Origin of the sequence: Peribacillus frigoritolerans (assembly GCF_040250305.1) — a bacterium.
Classification (GTDB): domain Bacteria; phylum Bacillota; class Bacilli; order Bacillales; family DSM-1321; genus Peribacillus.
Genome location: NZ_CP158190.1, coordinates 2,839,666 through 2,859,985, shown reverse-complemented (window position 1 = coordinate 2,859,985; position 20,320 = coordinate 2,839,666). Strand labels below are relative to the sequence as shown.

20 protein-coding genes are annotated in these 20,320 nt (G+C 33.1%); all 20 read left to right on the top strand.

Annotated elements, in window-relative coordinates; translation table 11 throughout:
* Nucleotide 1 precedes the first annotated feature (1 nt).
* The 20 genes from ABOA58_RS14040 to ABOA58_RS13945 all read left to right on the top strand — a co-directional run bounded on the left by ABOA58_RS14040 (nucleotide 2) and on the right by ABOA58_RS13945 (nucleotide 20,201).
* On the top strand, nucleotides 2-700 hold the full coding sequence (locus ABOA58_RS14040; protein ID WP_350298879.1) for a CpsD/CapB family tyrosine-protein kinase: 699 nt from the start codon (nucleotides 2-4) through the stop codon (nucleotides 698-700).
* Nucleotides 701-990: 290 nt separating this feature from the next.
* Nucleotides 991-2,817 carry a polysaccharide biosynthesis protein gene (locus ABOA58_RS14035; protein WP_350298878.1) on the top strand — a complete coding sequence of 609 codons (1,827 nt, stop codon included), beginning with the start codon at nucleotides 991-993 and terminating at the stop codon, nucleotides 2,815-2,817.
* 94 nt (nucleotides 2,818-2,911) lie between these two features.
* The gene (locus tag ABOA58_RS14030) at nucleotides 2,912-4,069 is read left to right on the top strand and encodes a glycosyltransferase family 4 protein (protein ID WP_350298877.1); all 1,158 of its coding nucleotides are present in this window, start codon (nucleotides 2,912-2,914) and stop codon (nucleotides 4,067-4,069) included.
* Nucleotides 4,054-5,163 carry a glycosyltransferase family 1 protein gene (locus ABOA58_RS14025; protein ID WP_350298876.1) on the top strand — a complete coding sequence of 370 codons (1,110 nt, stop codon included), beginning with the start codon at nucleotides 4,054-4,056 and terminating at the stop codon, nucleotides 5,161-5,163. Before ABOA58_RS14030 ends, ABOA58_RS14025 begins: the two co-directional genes overlap by 16 nt.
* A gap of 5 nt (nucleotides 5,164-5,168) precedes the next feature.
* Nucleotides 5,169-6,068 (top strand): glycosyltransferase family 2 protein, encoded by a 900-nt coding sequence (locus ABOA58_RS14020; protein ID WP_350298875.1) that lies wholly within the window; start codon nucleotides 5,169-5,171, stop codon nucleotides 6,066-6,068.
* 6 nt (nucleotides 6,069-6,074) lie between these two features.
* Entirely contained in the window at nucleotides 6,075-7,157 is a 1,083-nt protein-coding gene (locus ABOA58_RS14015; protein ID WP_350298874.1) for an EpsG family protein, read from the top strand.
* An 18-nt stretch (nucleotides 7,158-7,175) separates the two neighbouring features.
* Nucleotides 7,176-8,315: a glycosyltransferase family 1 protein gene (locus tag ABOA58_RS14010; RefSeq protein ID WP_434547733.1), complete on the top strand. Its 1,140-nt coding sequence runs from the start codon at nucleotides 7,176-7,178 to the stop codon at nucleotides 8,313-8,315.
* A gap of 16 nt (nucleotides 8,316-8,331) precedes the next feature.
* Nucleotides 8,332-9,531, top strand: a complete 1,200-nt coding sequence (locus ABOA58_RS14005; RefSeq protein ID WP_350298873.1) for a glycosyltransferase — start codon at nucleotides 8,332-8,334, stop codon at nucleotides 9,529-9,531.
* Between the two features lie 29 nt (nucleotides 9,532-9,560).
* Complete coding sequence (galE, locus tag ABOA58_RS14000) at nucleotides 9,561-10,634, top strand: UDP-glucose 4-epimerase GalE (RefSeq protein ID WP_350298872.1); 1,074 nt, start codon at nucleotides 9,561-9,563, stop codon at nucleotides 10,632-10,634.
* 16 nt (nucleotides 10,635-10,650) lie between these two features.
* On the top strand, nucleotides 10,651-10,788 hold the full coding sequence (locus ABOA58_RS13995; RefSeq protein ID WP_350298871.1) for a hypothetical protein: 138 nt from the start codon (nucleotides 10,651-10,653) through the stop codon (nucleotides 10,786-10,788).
* Nucleotides 10,789-10,808: 20 nt separating this feature from the next.
* Nucleotides 10,809-11,423: a sugar transferase gene (locus ABOA58_RS13990; protein WP_350298870.1), complete on the top strand. Its 615-nt coding sequence runs from the start codon at nucleotides 10,809-10,811 to the stop codon at nucleotides 11,421-11,423.
* Nucleotides 11,420-12,061 (top strand): acetyltransferase, encoded by a 642-nt coding sequence (locus ABOA58_RS13985; RefSeq protein ID WP_350298869.1) that lies wholly within the window; start codon nucleotides 11,420-11,422, stop codon nucleotides 12,059-12,061. The genes ABOA58_RS13990 and ABOA58_RS13985 overlap by 4 nt, the downstream gene beginning before the upstream one ends.
* 2 nt (nucleotides 12,062-12,063) lie before the next feature.
* Nucleotides 12,064-13,269, top strand: coding sequence for a DegT/DnrJ/EryC1/StrS family aminotransferase (locus tag ABOA58_RS13980; RefSeq protein ID WP_350298868.1), 1,206 nt, complete (start codon nucleotides 12,064-12,066; stop codon nucleotides 13,267-13,269).
* Nucleotides 13,270-13,291: 22 nt separating this feature from the next.
* Nucleotides 13,292-13,633 (top strand): helix-turn-helix domain-containing protein, encoded by a 342-nt coding sequence (locus ABOA58_RS13975; RefSeq protein WP_350298867.1) that lies wholly within the window; start codon nucleotides 13,292-13,294, stop codon nucleotides 13,631-13,633.
* A 38-nt stretch (nucleotides 13,634-13,671) separates the two neighbouring features.
* On the top strand, nucleotides 13,672-14,727 hold the full coding sequence (locus tag ABOA58_RS13970; RefSeq protein ID WP_350298866.1) for a glycosyltransferase family 2 protein: 1,056 nt from the start codon (nucleotides 13,672-13,674) through the stop codon (nucleotides 14,725-14,727).
* The gene (locus ABOA58_RS13965) at nucleotides 14,727-15,941 is read left to right on the top strand and encodes a CDP-glycerol glycerophosphotransferase family protein (protein ID WP_350298865.1); all 1,215 of its coding nucleotides are present in this window, start codon (nucleotides 14,727-14,729) and stop codon (nucleotides 15,939-15,941) included. The genes ABOA58_RS13970 and ABOA58_RS13965 overlap by 1 nt, the downstream gene beginning before the upstream one ends.
* Nucleotides 15,901-16,317: an adenylyltransferase/cytidyltransferase family protein gene (locus ABOA58_RS13960; RefSeq protein WP_350298864.1), complete on the top strand. Its 417-nt coding sequence runs from the start codon at nucleotides 15,901-15,903 to the stop codon at nucleotides 16,315-16,317. The genes ABOA58_RS13965 and ABOA58_RS13960 overlap by 41 nt, the downstream gene beginning before the upstream one ends.
* A gap of 242 nt (nucleotides 16,318-16,559) precedes the next feature.
* On the top strand, nucleotides 16,560-17,750 hold the full coding sequence (locus tag ABOA58_RS13955) for a glycosyltransferase (RefSeq protein ID WP_350298863.1): 1,191 nt from the start codon (nucleotides 16,560-16,562) through the stop codon (nucleotides 17,748-17,750).
* Between the two features lie 24 nt (nucleotides 17,751-17,774).
* Nucleotides 17,775-18,959, top strand: coding sequence for a glycosyltransferase (locus ABOA58_RS13950; protein WP_350298862.1), 1,185 nt, complete (start codon nucleotides 17,775-17,777; stop codon nucleotides 18,957-18,959).
* A gap of 54 nt (nucleotides 18,960-19,013) precedes the next feature.
* On the top strand, nucleotides 19,014-20,201 hold the full coding sequence (locus tag ABOA58_RS13945) for a glycosyltransferase (RefSeq protein WP_350298861.1): 1,188 nt from the start codon (nucleotides 19,014-19,016) through the stop codon (nucleotides 20,199-20,201).
* The last annotated feature ends 119 nt before the right edge of the window (nucleotides 20,202-20,320 follow it).

Below are 20,320 nucleotides of genomic sequence, written 5' to 3'. Positions count from 1 at the left end.
GATGAATAAACAAAAAATCGGGGATAGACTAAAGAAAAGGAATCTTGTAGCTTTTTCAAGTCCGGATTCTTTTATCTCCGAACAATATAGAACGATTCGAACAAATATTAAGTTTTCCTCCGTATCGAAAAAACGGAATATCATCATGATAACCTCTCCATCATCTGGAGAAGGTAAATCAACCACTGCTGCAAATCTAGCTGTTTCAATGGCCCAAAACAAAGAAAAGGTTTTACTGATAGATGCTAATTTAAGGAATCCTGCAATTCACTCGATTTTTAAGATTCCAAATAAAGTAGGATTGACAAATATTTTATCTGATTCAAATTTCACATCTCTTGAAAAGGCTGTATACAGGACGGGAATGGGTGATTTAGATGTTTTGACAAGTGGGCCTATACCCTTCAATCCAGGCGAAATAATAGGGTTGCCAATCATGCAGGACTTCCTTGTTAAGTGTGAAGAGCAATACGATATTGTTCTGATAGACTCCCCATCAATATTGGAGGTTACAGACACAAAAATTTTGGCCAATTATTGCAATGGGATCATTCTGGTGTTCAATAACGGCAAAACGGAGTTAAAAAAAGCTTTAGCTACAAAAAGAATCCTTCAATTTGTTGAAGAAAAGATTGTAGGAGTCGTTTTAAACGATAATCCAGAAAATCTGTTTACCAATTTATTGAAGAAAATCTTATAAAGACGAAAAAATTTTTACAGTACCGTTCTTTATTGCGAACGAAAATAAAATTAATAAAGTATTTGGTGATGTCTCCTTGCCATTATAAACGGAGGCACTCGATCATGCTGTGGGTTTAATGGACCTTAGACGCCAGTCGTCAAGAGTGTGGGGTGAGGGAGGGTTAAATGCCCTATTATTCTATTAAAGTGCTAATGAATGCTGTCTTAATAAGACAGCATTCATTAGCACTTTATCATTTAATTCCTTTTAACTGTAACAATAAATTGATCTTATAAGGGGGGAAAGTATTGACATATCAGCAAAGACTATCACTTTTTATATTAATAGATTCATGTATTGTCTTATCAGCTATTTTTTTAGGGCGATTTTTAGTAGATGCCAGTATTTATGTTTTTACTATTCCGATTGTGCTCAGCTCTGTTACGATTCTCCTCAGCCATCATATTTTTGCTATTACCTTTCATCTATATAAAAAAGCGTGGGAGTATGCGAGCATAGGTGAATTAGTCATTATATTCAAAACTGTTACGGTATCAATTTTTACTACATCAATCGTACAGGCGCTCCTTTTTCAAGATGTATATTATCGGTTGTTGGCGGTAACTTGGTTACTTCACATGCTATTGATAGGCGGATCAAGATTTTGTTGGAGGATGTTTAGAGATCAATACTTAATCAAATATGAAAATAAGAAAAGAACGTTAATAATAGGGGCAGGTTCAGCAGGTACGATGGTTGCCCGGCAATTATTAAAGAATAATGATGTGGATTTATTACCAGTAGCATTTATTGATGATAACGTACGAAAACATAATCTTGATATTTTAGGCATACCTGTTGTGGGAGGAGTGGGCAAAATTTCCGGAAAAGTTGAAGCATTGAATATCGAACATATTATCATTGCCATTCCTTCATTGAATAAACAGGAAATGAATCGAATTTTCCATGAATGTGCAAAAACAAATGCTAAGACACAAATCCTCCCAATGTTAGAAGATTTATTAACAGGAAAGCTTTCAGTCAATAAATTTAGAGATGTACAGGTTCAAGATCTTCTTGGAAGAGAACCTGTAGAATTAGATATTGATGTAATTTCAGAGTATGTAACCGAAAAGGTAATTCTAGTCACTGGGGCTGGAGGTTCAATTGGATCAGAAATTTGCCGCCAAATTTCTAAATTTAATCCATCAAGGTTAATTTTACTCGGTCATGGTGAAAACAGTATTTATACAATAGAAATGGAGTTGAAAGAAACATATAAAAACAAAAAAATCGAGTTTTTAACAGAAATTGCTGATCTTCAAGATCAAAAAAAAATGCTGGCTGTTATGGCAGAATATCAACCAGATGTCGTTTATCATGCAGCAGCACATAAACATGTACCATTGATGGAGCGAAACCCTGAAGAAGCCGTCAAAAATAACTTAATAGGTACAAGGAATGTTGCCAATGCGGCTAGCTGGAGCGGAGTAAAGACTTTTGTGATGATATCCAGTGATAAGGCAGTTAACCCTACGAGTGTTATGGGCTCCACAAAAAGGCTAGCGGAAATGACGATTCAACAAATAAATAAAGAAAGCAAAACGAAGTTTGTAGCCGTTCGTTTTGGGAATGTGCTGGGGAGCAGAGGAAGTGTCATCCCGCTATTCACCAAACAAATTGAAAAAGGCGGGCCAGTCACAGTGACACATCCTGATATGATTCGTTATTTCATGACTATCCCTGAAGCTTCAAGACTTGTCATCCAAGCGGGGGCGTTAGCACAAGGCGGGGAGATTTTTGTACTTGATATGGGCCATCCAGTGAAGATTGTAGATTTGGCGAAAAACTTGATTAAACTCTCCGGACATTCTGAAGATGATATATCAATAGAATTCACGGGAACAAGACCAGGTGAAAAACTATTTGAAGAGCTGTTGAATCAAGATGAAATTCATGAAAAACAAATATATCCAAATATTTACATAGGGAAGACGGGGAATTTATATTCAAAGGAGATTGAAGATATTATAAACAGTTATCCTGATATGGATAAAGAATCACTAAGAAAAAAACTTGTAGATCTGGCGAATGAGCGTGACACTGCCCCTTTACTTGTGCAAGTTTCCAACTAAACAACTAAACGATAATTAAGATCTTATATATAAGAAAATATTGCTGCAAGAAACATGGAATGAAACAAGGAACAGGATATCGAAAGGATAGTGAATGATGGAGAAAAAAGTCCTATTTTGTGCAACAAAGGATTATCATTTTGAAGCGTTTCACTTGCCATATTTTAAATGGTTTAAAGAGCAAGGGTATAAGGTTCATACAGCGGCACATGGTGATTTGAATCTCCCATTTGTTGATAAAAAGCATGTTATTCCCATTCAGAGGTCTCCATTTAAAAAAGAAAACATTATGGCATACAAAGAATTAAAGTACATCATCGATAACAATAATTTTCAAATCATTCATTGTCATACCCCAATGGGGGGAGTTCTAGGCAGACTTGCTGGTCGGAAAGCGAGAGAACGTGATACAAAAATGCTATATACGGCACACGGCTTCCATTTTTTCAAAGGCGCTCCTATCCTAAACTGGCTAGTCTACTATCCCATTGAAAAATTTTTAGCAAGAATGACAGATTGTTTGATTACGATCAATAATGAAGATTTTCAAATTGCCATACAAAGAAACTTCAGGGCACAGGAGATTACTCATATCCTTGGTGTTGGAGTTGATACAAATCAATACCATCCTGTCTCCACAAATAAGAAAACTGAACTAAGGTTAGAAAAAGGGTATTGTGAAGAGGATTTCCTTATGTTTTATGCAGCCGAGTTCAATAAAAACAAAAACCAGCAACTATTGCTTCGAGCTTTTTCCTTGATAAAAGAGGAGGTTTCAAATGCAAGGTTACTATTGGCCGGAGATGGAGCATTATTAGACGAATGCAAGATGCTTGCAGATTCTTTAGGAATTAGAAATAGGGTTGATTTTCTTGGTTTTCGGAAAGATATTGATGAATTATTGAAAATCAGTGATCTCGCTGTAGCGTCAAGTTTGAGAGAAGGACTACCGGTAAATATCATGGAAGCAATGGCTTGTGGGCTGCCAATAATAGCTAATGAAAATAGAGGCCATAGGGAGTTGGTCTTCAATGGTCAAAATGGGTGGTTAATTGGCAGGAATGATGAAAAATCATTTTCTGAAAAGGTCATAAAAATTGCTGGAAATATGGGTATGAGAAAAATGCTTGGTGAAAGTAGCTATAAAATGGTGGAAAGGAAATATAGTACAAAAAAAATCTTGGAAGCTAAAAGCCAACTTTATAAATCCTACATGGAAGATACGGAGGAAAGAGTATGGGGAATCCACTAAGGATCCTGCATGTTGTCGTTAATATGAATAGGGGCGGAGCGGAAACCTTGATCATGAACTTGTATCGCAATATGGACCGCTCGAAAATTCAATTTGATTTTCTTACATCCAAAGAAGGCGTATTTGATGATGAAATCGTAAAACTTGGCGGTAAGATTCATAGAATTCCTTATATTTCTGATGTAGGTCACTTTGCTTATAAAAAACAGTTAGATGGATTCTTTAGGAAAAATCATTCCTATAAGGTCGTTCATGCCCATATGGATAAAATGAGCGGAATCGTTCTTCAAGCAGCTAAAAAAGCAGGAATTCCAAAAAGAATTTCACATAGTCATAACACCCAAAGTGAAGGTGGCTTAGCTTCCAGGATTTATAAATGGTATGCAGGGACATTGATCCTGCCCAATGCTACAAATTTATTAGCTTGTTCTAGACAGGCAGCACAGTGGTTATTTAAAGATAAGACAAATAATGCCAATATTTTAAAAAACGGCATTGAATACCAATTATTTTCTTTCTCACCTGAGACAAGATGTAAATTAAGAAAAGAATTAAATATCGAAAGTGATGCATGTGTTTTAGGACACGTTGGAAGATTTGCTCAACAAAAAAATCATGCTTTTTTGATTGATATCTTTGCAAATTTTATTAGAGAAAAGGAAAATTCCTACTTGATTTTAGTCGGAGATGGGCCATTGAAACCAGAAATCTTAGCAAAGGTTAAAGCTCATAAATTAGAAGAAAAAGTTAAATTCCTTGGGATACGGAGTGATATAAATCAAGTCCTACAAGCCTTCGATGTTTTTGTCTTTCCTTCTTTACATGAAGGATTGCCGGTTTCACTTATCGAAGCTCAGGCAGCTGGACTGCCTTGCTTAATCTCGGACCAAATTTCCAAAGAGGTAGACTTGGGTATCAATCTTATTAAATTTCTGCCCATTACCAGTAAATCAGAATGGACCTCCCATTTAATGAAATTAACTACTAACAATACGAAAAGAAGTATACAACCGGATTCATTATCCAAACAGGGGTATTCGATAAATGAAACAGCCAATGAACTAAAAGATTTTTATATATCAATGTCAGGGTGAATCATATGAAAACTTTAACAGTGTTTACTCCAACCTATAATAGGTCTTATTGTCTAGAAAAATGTTATAAGAGCTTAGTACGTCAAAACAATAAAGATTTTATTTGGTTAATTATTGATGATGGATCAACAGATAATACAAAAGAAATGGCACATCATTGGATTCAGGAAAAGAAAATTGATATTAAGTATTACTGGCAAGAAAATCAAGGAATGCATGGTGCACATAATACAGCCTATAAAATAATTGAAACGGAATTGAATGTTTGTATTGATTCCGATGACTATATGGCGGATGGGGCAGTAGAAAGTATCCTTTCATTTTGGAGAAAGCATGGTAACGAAAATGTAAGTGGTATAGCAGCTTTAGATGCAACAATTGATCATCAAATTATAGGGTCAAGGTTACCAGAGAAATTAAAAAGTTCTACATTGTTTGATCTCTATAACAAATATGGTGTAACAGGAGACAAGAAATTGGTTTATCGAACAGAATTGACGAAGCAATATCCCTATCCTGTTTTTAAAAACGAGAAATATGTAGGGCTAGCATATAAATACTATATGCTGGATAAGAAATATGAATTGTTACTGATGAATGAAGTGCTGTGTCATGTTGAATATCTTCCTGATGGATCCTCTCGAAATATGTATAACCAATATCTTAAAAATCCTAGAGGCTTCTCATTTTACCGGAAAGAGCTTATGAAGTTACCTTTTGGAGGGAAGCTTTTCAAATATAAGCAAGCCATTCATTATGTATCAAGCAACCTACTAATGAAAAACCCGAAGCTGTTCATTGAAACTCCTAAGAAAGCACTCACTGTTTTGGCCTTTCCATTAGGCATACTTTTATATGCTTTGATCATCAGTAAAACAAGGACTAGGTTAATTGAAAGGAATTAATGTTAAATGACCATACTTTGGATCAATCTCGCCATCGTATTTATTTTTTCATATTTAGGTAGGTATTTTTCAACATATTCACTTATAACACCGACTGGATTATATGACTTTAAACCGAATAAGATGTTGGTTTTTTTAGCTGCTGTATGTTTAGTATGTGTTTCGGGACTCAGGACAAATATTGGTGATACTTTCAATTATAAAAATATTTATATCGAAAATGACTTTACTTGGGAGTATATATCTTCACAAAAGGATATGGGATTTGGCATTCTGCAGATGTTATTAAAGAAATTCTCGGATGACCCTCAGATACTGATTTTTACAACTGCTATGATCACAAATGTTTTAATTGTCATGGTTTTATATAAATATTCACGACTTTTTGAACTAAGCACCTTTGTATATATTACAGGTGGTTTGCATTTAGTATCAATGAATGGAATACGGCAAGTGCTTGCAGCTGCCATTATTTTTACAGCTACTAAATATTTAATAAACGGAAATTTTATGAAATACTCATTAATTGTTTTAATAGCATCTACATTTCACCAAAGTGCTCTTATCCTTATACCCATTTATTTTTTAGTTAGAACAAAAGCTTGGACAAAGTCCACTATTGCCTGGTTATCTTTTTCGGTCATTGTCGTTTTGGGTTATGAACAATTCTCTTCCTTATTATTTTCAGCTATCGAGGACTCACAATATAGTGACTATTCTAAATTTAATGAAGGGGGAGCTAATATACTCAGAGTAGCTGTAAGCGCCGCTCCCTTAGTTATTGCATATTTAGGTAAAGATAAACTTCGTGAAATATTTCCAAAAAGTGACTATATAGTAAATATGGCATTGTTGGGTCTGATTTTTATGATTGTTTCAACTCAACAATGGATATTTGCAAGGATTTCCATCTACTTTAATTTATATCAACTCATTCTGATTTCCTGGCTTATTGAGCTATTCAGTAAGAAAGATCAAAAACTATTATATTATTCAATAATTGCTTTATTTTTTGTTCTTTATTTTTATGAAAATGTTACCAGTTTGAATATTTTGTATAAAAGTGAAATATTAGAAAACCTATTTTGACGGAAGGGGGGAAATATATTGGTTAAATTAAGTGCTCCTTTGAGAATATTACATATTGTCAGTGCAATGGATCGTGGCGGGGCAGAAACAATTATTATGAATATATATAGAAATCTGGACAGAGAGAAGATTCAATTTGACTTTGTTACCCATTCAAATAAGAAAGAAGATTTTGAAGATGAAATTATTGGTTTAGGTGGAAAACTGATTAAAATACCAAGCTTAGGTAAAGTTGGTCCAATATCCTATCTTAAAGAACTAAATAGAATTATGTCTTCCAACCCTTACCAAGCTGTTCATGCCCATACGGATTATCAAGCAGGCTTTCCAGCATTAGCAGCAAAGATAGCAGGGATTAAAATAAGGATCTGTCATTCACACAGTAATAATTGGGCAAAAGGAAACCATTTCAAAGAAAGATTTACGCTTAAGCTCCTTCAAACAATCATGAAAATTTCTGCTAATAGATTTTGCGGATGTAGTCCTGAGGCCGCTCAATTCATGTTTGGTAAACAAAGAGTAAAAAATGGAAAAGTCACGATATTAAAGAATGGAATAAATGTAAACGACTTTACTGAAACAAATGTAAATAGTAAGGATAGTATCATTAGAGAGTTTGGTTTAAACGAAGATGTAAAAATCATTGGACATGTGGGGCGGTTTTCGGAGTCGAAAAACCACCTTTTTATTTTGCAATTTTTAAATACATTATTAAAGAAAGATAGAAGGTTTTTTGCCCTTTTAATCGGAGATGGTCCTTTAAGACTGGAAATAGAGCAAAAAGCAGAAGCGTTAGGAATTCAAGAAAATATCAAGTTCTTAGGTGTAAGAACGGATATTCCTAGATTAATGAAAGCTTTTGATGTTTTCATATTCCCATCATTATTCGAAGGCTTTGGAATTGCTGCATTAGAAGCACAAGGATCTGGAACGCCTTGCATTATGTCGGATACTTTACCAAAAAGTATAGATATGGACCTGGGCTTAGCATCATTTATTAGTTTGCAGGAGCCACTAGATGTTTGGTGTAACGAAGTAATTAGATCCTTATTGATCGATACACCTGACAATGAAACTATTAAAAGAAAAATATCGAATAAGGGTTATGATATACATGGGAATGTTAGGGATTGGTTAAGGCTATATGATGTTTCCTGAAAAAGAGGTTTTTACGATGAAGAAAAAGATTTTGATCACATCTTTTGACTTGGCAATCGGAGGAGTCGAAAGAAGTCTAATAGGATTGTTAAATCAAATCGATTATGCTAAATACGATGTCGATTTATTATTATTTAAACATGAAGGAGAATTCCTGTCATATATCCCGGACGGTCCCAATTTATTACCGGAAGAACCTTCGTATACAACCTTTAGAAAATCAATTCAACAAATAGTAAAAGAGGGTTTTTATCCTATCGCTATCTCTAGAGTCATCGCAAAGTATTCAGGTGTAGTACATGGAAAAGTAAAAAAGGTTGAAGAACCAGGTTATTTATCCATTCAGTACGGTTGGGAGCTAACTACCCGTCATTTACCAAATCTTAATAAAGAATATGATGTTGCCATAGGTTTTTTATGGCCGCATCACTTTATCGGGGATAAAGTCAAAGCCAAGAAGAAAATCGGTTGGATTCATACCGATTATTCCAATATTTATGTGAATAAGAAAATAGAGAAGAAAATGTGGGGGAAAATAGATGATATTGTAGTGGTTTCTGAAGAATGTTCACAAACTTTTTTAGATGTTTTTCCTGACTTCAAGGAAAAAACAACCGTAATCGAAAATATTCTTTCTCCAGATTTTGTTAGAGAACAAGCAAAGGCAGATATTCCAAAAGAAATCATTAATTTGCCTGGAAAAACCATATTAGTAACAGTGGGACGTTTAACACATGCAAAAGGTTTAGATGAAGCAATAAGAGCTTGTAAAAAACTAATAGACGAGGGATTTGACATTCAGTGGTATGTGGTAGGTTATGGACCTCTCGAAAACGAGTTAAGAAATTTAATAAAGAAATTAGGAGTAGAAAAGCAATTTATATTATTAGGGAAGAAAACCAATCCATATCCATATATTGCAGCTTGTGATATTTATGTTCAACCCTCACGCTATGAAGGTAAAGCAGTAACAATACGAGAAGCACAAGTACTAGGTAAACCAGTTGTAATAACCAATTTCCCTACCGCAAAAAGCCAAGCGGATAATGGGTTTGATGCTTTAATTACAGAGTGCGGTCAGGATGGAATTGCCAGAGGGATTGCAAAAATGATTGTAGACGATGAATTTAGGGGGGCAATAGTTTCGAACGTACTTTCAAAGGATTATGGCAATGAAAATGAAATTAATAAAATCTATGGATTAATTAACAATTAAATTTAAATGAAAGTGAGGGAAACTAATAAATGGCAATACTGGTCACCGGCGGAGCTGGATTCATCGGCAGCCATACATGCATAGAGCTCTTGAATGAAGGTTATGAGATTATTGTGGTAGATAATTTTTCTAATAGTAAACCCGAATCGCTAAAACGTGTTTGTGAAATAACAGGAAAATCCATCATGATTTATCATTTGGATCTTTTAGATTCGCAATCTTTAGAAAAAGTGTTCCTAGTAAATCAAATTGAAGCAGTTATCCACTTTGCCGGACTTAAAGCGGTAGGTGAATCTGTTAAAGAATCTCTGAAATATTATAAAAACAATATCACTACGACCATTATAATTTGTGACCTTATGCAAAAATATAGTGTAAAAAAACTGGTATTTAGTTCATCTGCCACTGTATATGGGTTGCCGGATACAGTACCAATATCAGAAGGATTTCCCTTAAAAGCTTTGAATCCATATGGCAGGACAAAATTAATGGTCGAAGAAATTCTTCAGGACATATATATTTCAGACAATGAATGGAGCATTACAATCCTGAGATATTTCAATCCAATAGGAGCACATGAAAGCGGCTTGATAGGTGAAGATCCAAGCGGAACCCCTAATAACTTAATGCCATATATCACTAAAGTGGCCGTAGGTCAGTTAAATGTACTTAATATTTTCGGAAATGGTTATTCAACGAAAGATGGGACAGGTGTAAGAGATTATATACATGTAGTTGATCTTGCAAATGGCCATGTAGCAGCACTGGATAAAACTCTAAAATCAACCGGTGTTAATATTTATAATCTTGGAACTGGAATAGGATACAGCGTGTTAGAAGTAGTGTCAGCTTTTGAATTAGCAACAGGAGTGAAAATCCCCATTAACATTACACATTCTAGGCCGGGAGATGCCGCCATTTGTTATGCAAATCCTAAGAAAGCGGAAAAAGAATTAAACTGGATTGCAAACAAAAGCATTCACGAAATGTGTGAGGATTCTTGGAGATGGCAATCACGTAATCCTGATGGATATAAAATAAATGAAGAATTGGAAAATCCCCGCTTAATACAAAGCGAGGATTTTTTAATACCAAATAATTAGAAAAATGGTGTAAAGGATGAGCAAAAAAGCAAAGAAGGATAACTTTAAAGATATTTTATTAGTTGCCTACAACTTGGGTAATCAATCAGATATGAAAGTATCTATTATAATAGAAGAAATCAAACAAAAAATTGTCATGACAAATGGTAAATAAAAATCTCGGAAGTGAAGATTATGAAAAGAATAATTGATTTTTTAATTTCATTTATTTTATTAGTTATCCTAAGTCCAATAATGATGATACTAGGAATTTTAATAAAGTTTAACCTTGGAACGCCTATACTTTTTAAACAAACAAGACCAGGTTTTAATGGAAAGCCTTTTACCCTTTATAAATTTCGTTCCATGAATAATCAAACCGATGAACACGGTATACCCCTTCCTGACCATTTGAGATTAACCAGATTTGGAAATACACTTAGAAAGTTAAGTCTAGATGAATTGCCACAGTTAGTTAATGTTGTTAAAGGTGATCTTAGTTTAGTCGGACCACGTCCTTTATTAATGGAATACCTTCCTTTATATAACGACGATCAAGCTAAACGTCATGATGTTCGTCCTGGTATAACTGGTTGGGCACAAGTAAATGGTAGAAATGCGATATCATGGGAAGAAAAATTCACATTGGACGTTTGGTATGTAAATCATCAATCATTTTTACTCGATTTTAAAATATTATTACTCACGATAGTAAAAGTGGTTAGATCTGAAGGAGTAAATTCAGGGACAAATGAAACCATGCTTCCCTTTAGGGGATCTGATAATCAGGAAAGAGAGGGGCAGGGATGAAAATTGTATTAATTGGGGAAGGCGGTCATAGTAAAGTTATAAAGGACATGATTGATAGAGCTGATGGTTACGAATTAATTGGATACCTAGACGATAAATATGATAGAACAATCGTGAAAGGTCATCTGTTTTTTGCACCGCTTTCAATCGTATCCGATTTATTAGAGCAATTCAAGGATATAAAATTCATTGTTGCAATAGGTAATAACCATATTCGTAAAAAAGTTGTAGAGGAATTGAATATACCTGATTCTTATTATGTATCGGTGATTCACCCTTCTTCCATTATTAGTCCAAGCATAAAGATAGGAGTAGGGACAGTAGTCATGCCATCAACTGTCATCAATGCTGATGCTAAAATTGGCCGTCATTCAATCATCAATACAGCTTCTGTGATAGAACATGATAGCGAAATAGGTGATTTCGTACATATATCACCCCATGCGACATTAACTGGTGCCGTAAAAGTAGATGAAGGGACTCATGTAGGTGCCGGTTCTACACTGATACCAAATGTGAATATCGGAGAATGGTCCGTGATTGGTGCTGGAGCTACTGTTATAAATAACATTCAATCCCATAGTTTAGCAGTCGGAACCCCTGCAAAAATGAAAAAAATAGGTATAGGAGATGTGTAGAAATGCTAAATGCAACAAGCAAAAAAAGAATTTTACTATCATCTCCCCATATGAGCGGAAATGAAGAAAAGTATATTAAAGAAGCATTTCAAACAAATTGGATTGCACCGCTGGGGCCAAATCTGGATGCTTTCGAAAAAGATATAGCCAAATATGTAGGAGTCAAAGAAGTGCTTGCAGTCAGCTCAGGAACTGCCGCAATTCATTTGGCTCTTTCTTTATTGAGTGTGAGAAAAGATGATACTGTTTTTTGCTCTAGTCTTACCTTTGTGGCAACCGCCAATCCGATTCTTTATTTAAATGCACAACCTATTTTCATAGATTCTGAACCAGAAACTTGGAATATGTCTCCTAATGCTTTAGAAAGAGCATTAAAAGAAGCTGCTAATGCCGGCAAACTCCCTAAAGCCGTCATAATAGTTAATCTATACGGTCAACCAGCTAAAATGGATGAACTAATAACTATTTGTAATCAGTATGAAGTCCCGATCATCGAAGATGCAGCCGAGTCATTAGGTGCCACTTATAAAGGAAAAGCGAGTGGGACATTTGGGGAATTCGGAATTTACTCATTCAATGGAAATAAAATCATCACAACCTCTGGTGGCGGAGCGGTAATTTCTAACGATACTAATGCAATACAACGAGCTCGGTTTTTAGCTACTCAAGCTAAAGATGTTGCTCCTCATTATCAGCATAGTGAGGTTGGTTACAATTACCGTATGAGTAATATTCTTGCTGGAATTGGAAGAGGGCAATTAGAGGTATTGGAGGAAAGAGTAAAAGCAAGGAGAGCGGTTTATGATTTATATTATCAGCAATTGGCTGATTTACCTGGTTTAAAATTCATGCCCGAATTAGAAAATACCCGTTCAAACAGATGGTTGACCGCATTGACCATAAATGAAGCTGAATTTGGAATTTCCATAAAAAAATTATTACAGGATCTACAGGAAAAAAATATTGAGGCTAGACATGTTTGGAAGCCGCTACACATGCAACCTATTTTTAAAGGGTATGTCTATTACCCTCATTATAGAGAAACGAGCGTTTCTGAACAGTTATTTTTTACAGGGATCTGTTTACCATCCGGATCAAACATGAGTCGGGATGATCAAATGAGAGTCATCAATTCAATAAAAAATGCTATAAATGAAGGAATTGATAACACCCATCCATCCAAAGGGAATCCAGTTGGAAATGGGTAAAAAAGGATGAAGAGGTAATCAAATGATTGGAAAAAATATTGCAGAATTGCGTAAGAAAAGAGGATATACGTTATCTGAATTGGCTGAACAGGCAAATATATCGAAGTCTTATCTAAGTAACATTGAGCGCAATCTAAATCGCAATCCCTCACTTCACATTATGGAAAAAATTGCGCATGTATTGAATGTCGATTTTGTTTCACTTCTACAAGAGACTACAAAGGTCGCTCCAAATTATTTAGAAAAAGAATGGATTGAATTTGTTCAAGAACTAAAAAGGAATGGTCTTGAGAAAGAACATATTCCTCAGTACAAACCATTAATTGATTTTATAAAATGGCAAAATAACACATCCAATAAATGAGATAAAGCTTTCATAAAAGTTAGGTGGTTACAATGATAATGTTACCGAAAGTGAGTGTTATTGTACCTATTTTCAACGTGGAAAAATACTTAACAAGGTGTATTGATAGTATCGTCAATCAAAGCTTCACTAATCTTGATATAATATTAGTTGATGATGGTTCACCCGATAACTGTGGAAAAATCGCAGATGATTATGAAAAAAAGGACTCCCGAATTCAAGTAATTCATAAAAAAAATGGAGGACTATCCGATGCTAGAAACTACGGGATGAGAATAGCTACAGGTGAATTAACTATTTTTGTAGATAGTGATGATTGGTTGGAGCTTAATATGATTGAAGAACTTGTCCGTACGAGTTTAACATTTAAAGCAGATATAGTTCAATCTGCTTTTTATTATGCCCATGAAGATCATTTAATTTTTGATAATAGATATTTTACCAAAGATGCCCCCCCATTAATATTAGACAATCAATCATTAATGGCTGAGTTAGTCATTAATGAAAGAGTGAAGAATTTTGCATGGGGGAAGCTCTATAGGACCAGCATTATAAAGGATATACCTTTCAAAAAGGGCGTTTTATTCGAGGATGTATTTTGGGCTCATCATGTTATGCAGCGAGTCAATTCTTATGTAATTGTTCATAAACCCTTGTGTTACTATTTTCAAAGAGATGACAGCATCGTTGCCTCTTATACCACAAGGAACTTGGATATTATACAAGGGTTAAAAGAAAGACATAGTTTTATAGAAGAATTTTATGAAAACTTGGCCAATGATTCGTACCAATCTCTTCTAAAGAATATTCTTATTCATTATAATCTCCTTTTAGCTAACCGATCAAAAGACAAAGGCGGATTGTTAAGGAAAGATCTTCAAAACTATTTAAAGACTCATTATCGTGAAATTAATGAAGCTGTTTCGTATAATCGCCAATTACAAACTCAATTACATCTCTTTAACATACACCCTTATCTGCATACTTTATATTTGGCTGTAAACAGATTTTTTAGATTGACAGGGTTTCATGCAAAGTCTCCTAAACTAGAACGTATAAATTTATCAAACAACATAAAGGGGATTCCTGAATAATGGGTACACTATGGCTAGTTCTAAAAAAAAGAATCACTTTTCTTCTTATTCATTTATTAAATCTGCTTCCTGTTAAAAAAAATAAGATATTTCTTTATAGTTATTATGGCAGCCAATATGGGTGTAACCCTAAATATATTACTGAATATATACTAAAACATTACCCTCAAGACTATTTCGATCTAGTCTGGGCTTTTAATGACTTAGAATCTAAAACAGAAATAACAAACATCAGAAAAGTTAAAACCATGACTTTTAAGTATTTTTATGAATTATGTACTTCTAAGATAATCATAACTAATTATAGAACTAATGAATTCTTCATAAAAAGGAAAAATCAATACTACATTCAAACTTGGCACAGTTCCTTAAGGTTAAAACAAATTGAAAAAGACGCTGAAGAAAATTTACCAGAACAGTATATTCAAATGGCTAAAAAGGATTCTTTAAAATGTGATTTACTATTATCCGGGTGTCACGATAGTACGGAAATTCTCAAAAGAGCATTTTGGTATAATGGAGAAATTTTCAAAAAGGGTATACCAAGAAATGATTTCCTTTTTCATTCCGATCCTAAACAAAAACAAGGAATATTGACTAAACTAGGCATTCCAGAAGGAACTAAAGTAATTTTATATGCTCCTACTTTCAGAAAAGGCAACAGCACTGAAATTTATAACCTTGACTACTCAAGTACCCTAAAAACTTTGAAAGAAAAGTTCAGTGGTAATTGGGTTTTTTTAGTTAGACTACATCCTCATTTACTCTCTGAAGCGCATAAATTAATAAAGGGTGAAAATGTTATGGATGTAACAGCATATGACGATATTCAAGAACTATTATCTATATCAGATATTCTAATTTCGGACTATTCATCCATGATTTTTGACTTTTCAATCACGAAACGGCCATGTTTTTTATATGTGCCAGATTTATTGGAATATACAAACACGGATCGAAAACTGTACTATGACATTTCAGATTTACCGTATATTAGTTCAGCCAATAATGCAGATTTAAATATGGAAATTTTACAATTTAATACTGAAATGTATGAAAACGAATTGAGCGGCTTTCTTGAACGAATTAAAACATATGAAGATGGTAAAGCAAGTGAAAGTTTATTAAATCATATAGAAAAAATTTGCTTTAATAAACCAGGAGGGAAAATTGATGAATCAATACAAAATAGGTTATACAACAGGAGTGTTTGATTTATTTCATGTTGGGCACCTTAATATTTTGAAAAAAGCAAAAGAAAACTGTGAATACCTTATTGTTGGCGTAAGTACAGATGAACTTGTGATGGAATATAAAAGTCAACAGCCTGTAATCCCTCATAATGAAAGAATGGAAATCATAGCAGGTATAAAATATGTAGATAAAGTAGTTTCTCAAACGAATCGGGATAAGTTTACTGCATGGGAAAGCCTTCAATTCAATCGGATGTTTGTAGGGGATGATTGGAAAGGTGACCCTCTATTCAATGAATTGGAAATGAAATTTAAACAGGTGGGTGTAGACATCATCTATTTCCCTTATACGAAGGGAGTCTCCACATCAATTGTCAAAGAGAAAATTAAACTATAGGAACTAACTTTACCTATTTATAACTATGATAATTATTTAAGTGAATATTTAAAATAGTGTAATTTCATAGTCTTTAACTAAGGCGAAGTATTTTTGTAAACGATGGATCTAAAGATAGATATTTTCAAAAAAGAATCAGTTAGATTAAAAATAAAATTAGGCAAAGTATAACAAAAGTAAAATATATATAATTCTATATTTATATATATTTTATTAAAATTATTAAAAGAGAAGTGAGAAAAATGAAAAAAAACCTTCTATTTGTAATTGATTCTTTGGATTGTGCTGGTGCAGAAAAAAGCTTAGTTTCTTTATTTTCACTATTAGATTACTCAGAGTATTCGGTAGACTTAATGTTATTTGCGCATGATGGAATTTTAATAAAATCAGTACCTAGAGAAGTAAATATATTAGAACCTCTAACTTATACAAAATTTTCAAACCTTAGTTTATCATCAGCATTCAAATACTCATTAGGAAAATTGAATTTCAAGATGATATCTTCCAGATTGAAATATTCATATAAAATCCGTCGTAAACATTTTAACAATCCTCAAAAGGCTAGGATTTTTTGGCAATCCGTTAGTGATGTCATTGAACATAATACTAAAGTGTATGATTTTGCTATAAGTTACGCACAAGGTGTACCCACTTTTTATGTTGCTGAAAAAATAAAAGCAAAGAAAAAATTTGCATGGGTAAATGCAATTTACCGATTAGATGAAGTAGAGAAGAACTTTCAACAGAAATATTATGATCAATTTGATAAAATAATCGCGGTTTCTGAAACGGCAAAAGAGGTTTTTATTGAAACATTTAATCAATACAAATTAAATACTGAAGTAATTTATGATATTAATAATGCGAATTTAATTATGGAAATGGCTGAAATGGGAAAAAGTTACGAGGATGGTTTTAAGGGAATAAGAATACTTACTATCGGAAGACTTGCTAAACAAAAGGGATATGATATTGCATTAGCAGCTTGTAAAACACTAAAAGAAAGTGGAGTGAATTTTAGGTGGTATGTTTTAGGGAAAGGACCATTAAGAGATGAAATGGAAGAACAGATTGCAAAGGAGGGGTTAAATGATCATTTCAGATTATTAGGGGTTGAAGCGAACCCATATCCCTTCATTAAAGATGCAGATATATATGTACAAACATCTCGATTCGAAGGTTTTGGCTTAGCAATTGCTGAAGCAAGAATGCTAAATACACCAGTAGTCACAACGCGATTTGATGCTGTTTACAATCAAATGATAGATAAAAAAAATGGTTTAGTTGTTGATATGGACTCTAATGCGGTTAGTGAAGGTATACGTACTTTGATTAAAGAAGAAAAGTTAAAAGAAAAAATCATTAACTATCTTAGAACAGAAAAAAAAGGAAATGTAGAGGAAATGGAAAAGATATACAATTTAATGGGATAACATCATATTCGAAGGAGTCAATCCATGAATAAAAAAATATTATTTATGTTAATAAATTTGAATATTGGGGGAACTGAAAAGGCTTTGCTAAATATGATTTCAGAACTTAAGAAAAATAAATATGATATTACTATCTTAATGTTAGAAAAATACGGGGGCTTTTTAAATTATCTTCCTGATGGAGTTCGAGTTGAAATCGTGCCAGAATATAAACACATTAAAAATTCACTGAATACCCCATTACATAAGTATGCTTTAGATCTTTTTAAAGAGGGGCATCTCATTAAATCTTTTGTTTTGATGTTTTTTTACTTAATATCAAAGGTTTCGAAGGAAAGAAGTTTATATTATAAATATATTTTAAGAGGATTTCCAGTTGTAGAAGATGAATACGATATAGCGGTAGCTTATGCAGGTCCAATGGATTTCATAAGCTATTTTGTTATTAATAAAATAAATGCCCAAAAAAAAATCCAATGGATTCATTTTGATGTTAGTCAGATAGGTTTTAATAAATTTTTTGCGTCTAAGGTTTATAAAAAATTCGATAAAATTTTCGTCGTATCTAAAGAGGGCAGAAAACATTTAGTTAGCATCCTTCCTTCTATAAAAGAAAAGACAGAAGTTTTTTCAAATTTACTTTCACAAGAGTTAATTAAATTTCAAGCTGAAAAAGGAAGAGGATTCACTGACGAATTTGAAGGGGTAAGAATTTTAACAGTTGGTAGACTTTCATTCGAAAAAGGTCAAGATATAGCAATACAAGCTTTAACTAGGTTAATTCAAAATGGATATAAAGCGAGGTGGTATTGTGTTGGAGAAGGTAATTCAAGATTGAATTTTGAAAAACTAATACAGAAGAATAACGTTTCAGAACATTTTATTTTATTAGGATCTGATCCAAATCCTTACCCATATATAAAAAATTGTGATATCTACGTTCAACCGTCTAGACATGAAGGTTATTGTATTACCCTTGCTGAAGCAAGATGCTTAAATAAGCCTATCATAACTACAAGTTTTACCGGAGCAAAGGAACAAATAAAAAATGGCGTAACTGGTGTAATCGTTAACTGTGATGAAGATGAAATATATCAAGCAATTGTAACGTTGATAAATGAAACAAATAGATGCAAAAAACTCATAGAGAATTTGTCTGCAGAAACAATAGATACGAAAAATGAGATAAAGAAAATAGTGAATATATAATATCAAATAATTCATTAAAGAATTTTTGAAATATTTCAGAATATCGGTGAAAAAATGAAAAAAATCTTAATTATGTTGAGTAGTATGAATATAGGTGGAGTAGAAAAATCCCTACTATCTTTTCTGTCAGTTTTTCCAAAAGAAAATTATGAAGTAACGATCTTACTTTTAGAGAAAAAAGGTGAGTTTTTAAATTATCTACCAGATTGGGTAAAAGTAGAGGAGGTTAATTGGTATAAATATATCAAGCCAATAATTACGCAACCTCCTCAAATGACAGTAAAAACTTACATTCATAATAAAAATTTTCTTGAACTTTTGATTTTTTTATTTAGCTATTATCTGGACAAAAAGTTCAATCAAAGGTATTTCTACTACAAAAATATTTTTCGAAATGTTCCCAATCATAATGATTACTATGATGTAGCTATCTCTTATCAAGGACCAACAGATATTAATGATTATTACATTATAAATAAAGTGAAAGCAAAAAAGAAAATATCATGGGTTCACTTTGATATTTCCAATCATCAAATTAATGATAGGTTCTACAAAAAAATTTATAAAAAGTTCAGTAAAATTTATGTCGTATCAAAAGAGGCTAGGAATGAATTAACTAAAAAATTCCCATATTACAAATCAAAAACAAGTACATTTTTGAATATTATCTCAAGTAAAGTAATTAAAGAAATGTCGGAAAAGGAAGAGTATTTAGATCGGTCTTTTTCTGGTATAAAGATTGTCACTGTTGGGAGACTTTCAAAAGAAAAAGGCCAAGATATTGCTATATCTGTTTTATCACGATTAAGAAAAAATGGATATGATGTGAGGTGGTATTGCATTGGGGAAGGAAATTATAGAAAAGAACTCGAAACATTAATTACTGAATACAAAGTAAAACATGATTTCATTCTTTGTGGTTCAACAACTAATCCTTATCCTCAGATATCAAAGGCAGATATTTATGTACAGCCTTCTCTACATGATGGGTACTGTCTAGCTTTAACAGAAGCAAAAATATTAAATAAACCAATAGTAGCAACAAATTTTGTGGGAGCTATTGAACAAATTGTCGATGGAAAGACTGGGGTAATAGCTAATTGTAATGAAGAAGATTTATTCGAAAAAATAAAATACTTAATAGATCATAAGGATAAAAGGAACGAGTTAAGTAAAAATTTATCAAATCAGCATTTCGATACGAGACGTGAAATTGAAAAGCTAATTGCATATATAAAGTAAAGAGGAATTAAAAATTGATACATGAACAGTATTATAGTACCTCTTAATTATTGAATCTTACTCCCAGCAATGAGTAAATTCTAGTTAGAACAAGCTGCTTTTTAATTTGTGAATAAAAA

Bases quoted from the DNA above. Each gene is read 5' to 3' on its own strand.
- ABOA58_RS14040 (WP_350298879.1), top strand. From the start codon at position 2: ATGAATAAACAAAAAATCGGGGATAGACTAAAGAAAAGGAATCTTGTA.
- ABOA58_RS14030 (WP_350298877.1), top strand. From the start codon at position 2,912: ATGATGGAGAAAAAAGTCCTATTTTGTGCAACAAAGGATTATCATTTT.
- ABOA58_RS14025 (WP_350298876.1), top strand. From the start codon at position 4,054: ATGGGGAATCCACTAAGGATCCTGCATGTTGTCGTTAATATGAATAGG.
- ABOA58_RS14020 (WP_350298875.1), top strand. From the start codon at position 5,169: ATGAAAACTTTAACAGTGTTTACTCCAACCTATAATAGGTCTTATTGT.
- ABOA58_RS14015 (WP_350298874.1), top strand. From the start codon at position 6,075: ATGACCATACTTTGGATCAATCTCGCCATCGTATTTATTTTTTCATAT.
- ABOA58_RS14005 (WP_350298873.1), top strand. From the start codon at position 8,332: ATGAAGAAAAAGATTTTGATCACATCTTTTGACTTGGCAATCGGAGGA.
- galE (WP_350298872.1), top strand. From the start codon at position 9,561: ATGGCAATACTGGTCACCGGCGGAGCTGGATTCATCGGCAGCCATACA.
- ABOA58_RS13995 (WP_350298871.1), top strand. From the start codon at position 10,651: ATGAGCAAAAAAGCAAAGAAGGATAACTTTAAAGATATTTTATTAGTT.
- ABOA58_RS13990 (WP_350298870.1), top strand. From the start codon at position 10,809: ATGAAAAGAATAATTGATTTTTTAATTTCATTTATTTTATTAGTTATC.
- ABOA58_RS13985 (WP_350298869.1), top strand. From the start codon at position 11,420: ATGAAAATTGTATTAATTGGGGAAGGCGGTCATAGTAAAGTTATAAAG.
- ABOA58_RS13980 (WP_350298868.1), top strand. From the start codon at position 12,064: ATGCTAAATGCAACAAGCAAAAAAAGAATTTTACTATCATCTCCCCAT.
- ABOA58_RS13975 (WP_350298867.1), top strand. From the start codon at position 13,292: ATGATTGGAAAAAATATTGCAGAATTGCGTAAGAAAAGAGGATATACG.
- ABOA58_RS13970 (WP_350298866.1), top strand. From the start codon at position 13,672: ATGTTACCGAAAGTGAGTGTTATTGTACCTATTTTCAACGTGGAAAAA.
- ABOA58_RS13965 (WP_350298865.1), top strand. From the start codon at position 14,727: ATGGGTACACTATGGCTAGTTCTAAAAAAAAGAATCACTTTTCTTCTT.
- ABOA58_RS13960 (WP_350298864.1), top strand. From the start codon at position 15,901: ATGAATCAATACAAAATAGGTTATACAACAGGAGTGTTTGATTTATTT.
- ABOA58_RS13955 (WP_350298863.1), top strand. From the start codon at position 16,560: ATGAAAAAAAACCTTCTATTTGTAATTGATTCTTTGGATTGTGCTGGT.
- ABOA58_RS13950 (WP_350298862.1), top strand. From the start codon at position 17,775: ATGAATAAAAAAATATTATTTATGTTAATAAATTTGAATATTGGGGGA.
- ABOA58_RS13945 (WP_350298861.1), top strand. From the start codon at position 19,014: ATGAAAAAAATCTTAATTATGTTGAGTAGTATGAATATAGGTGGAGTA.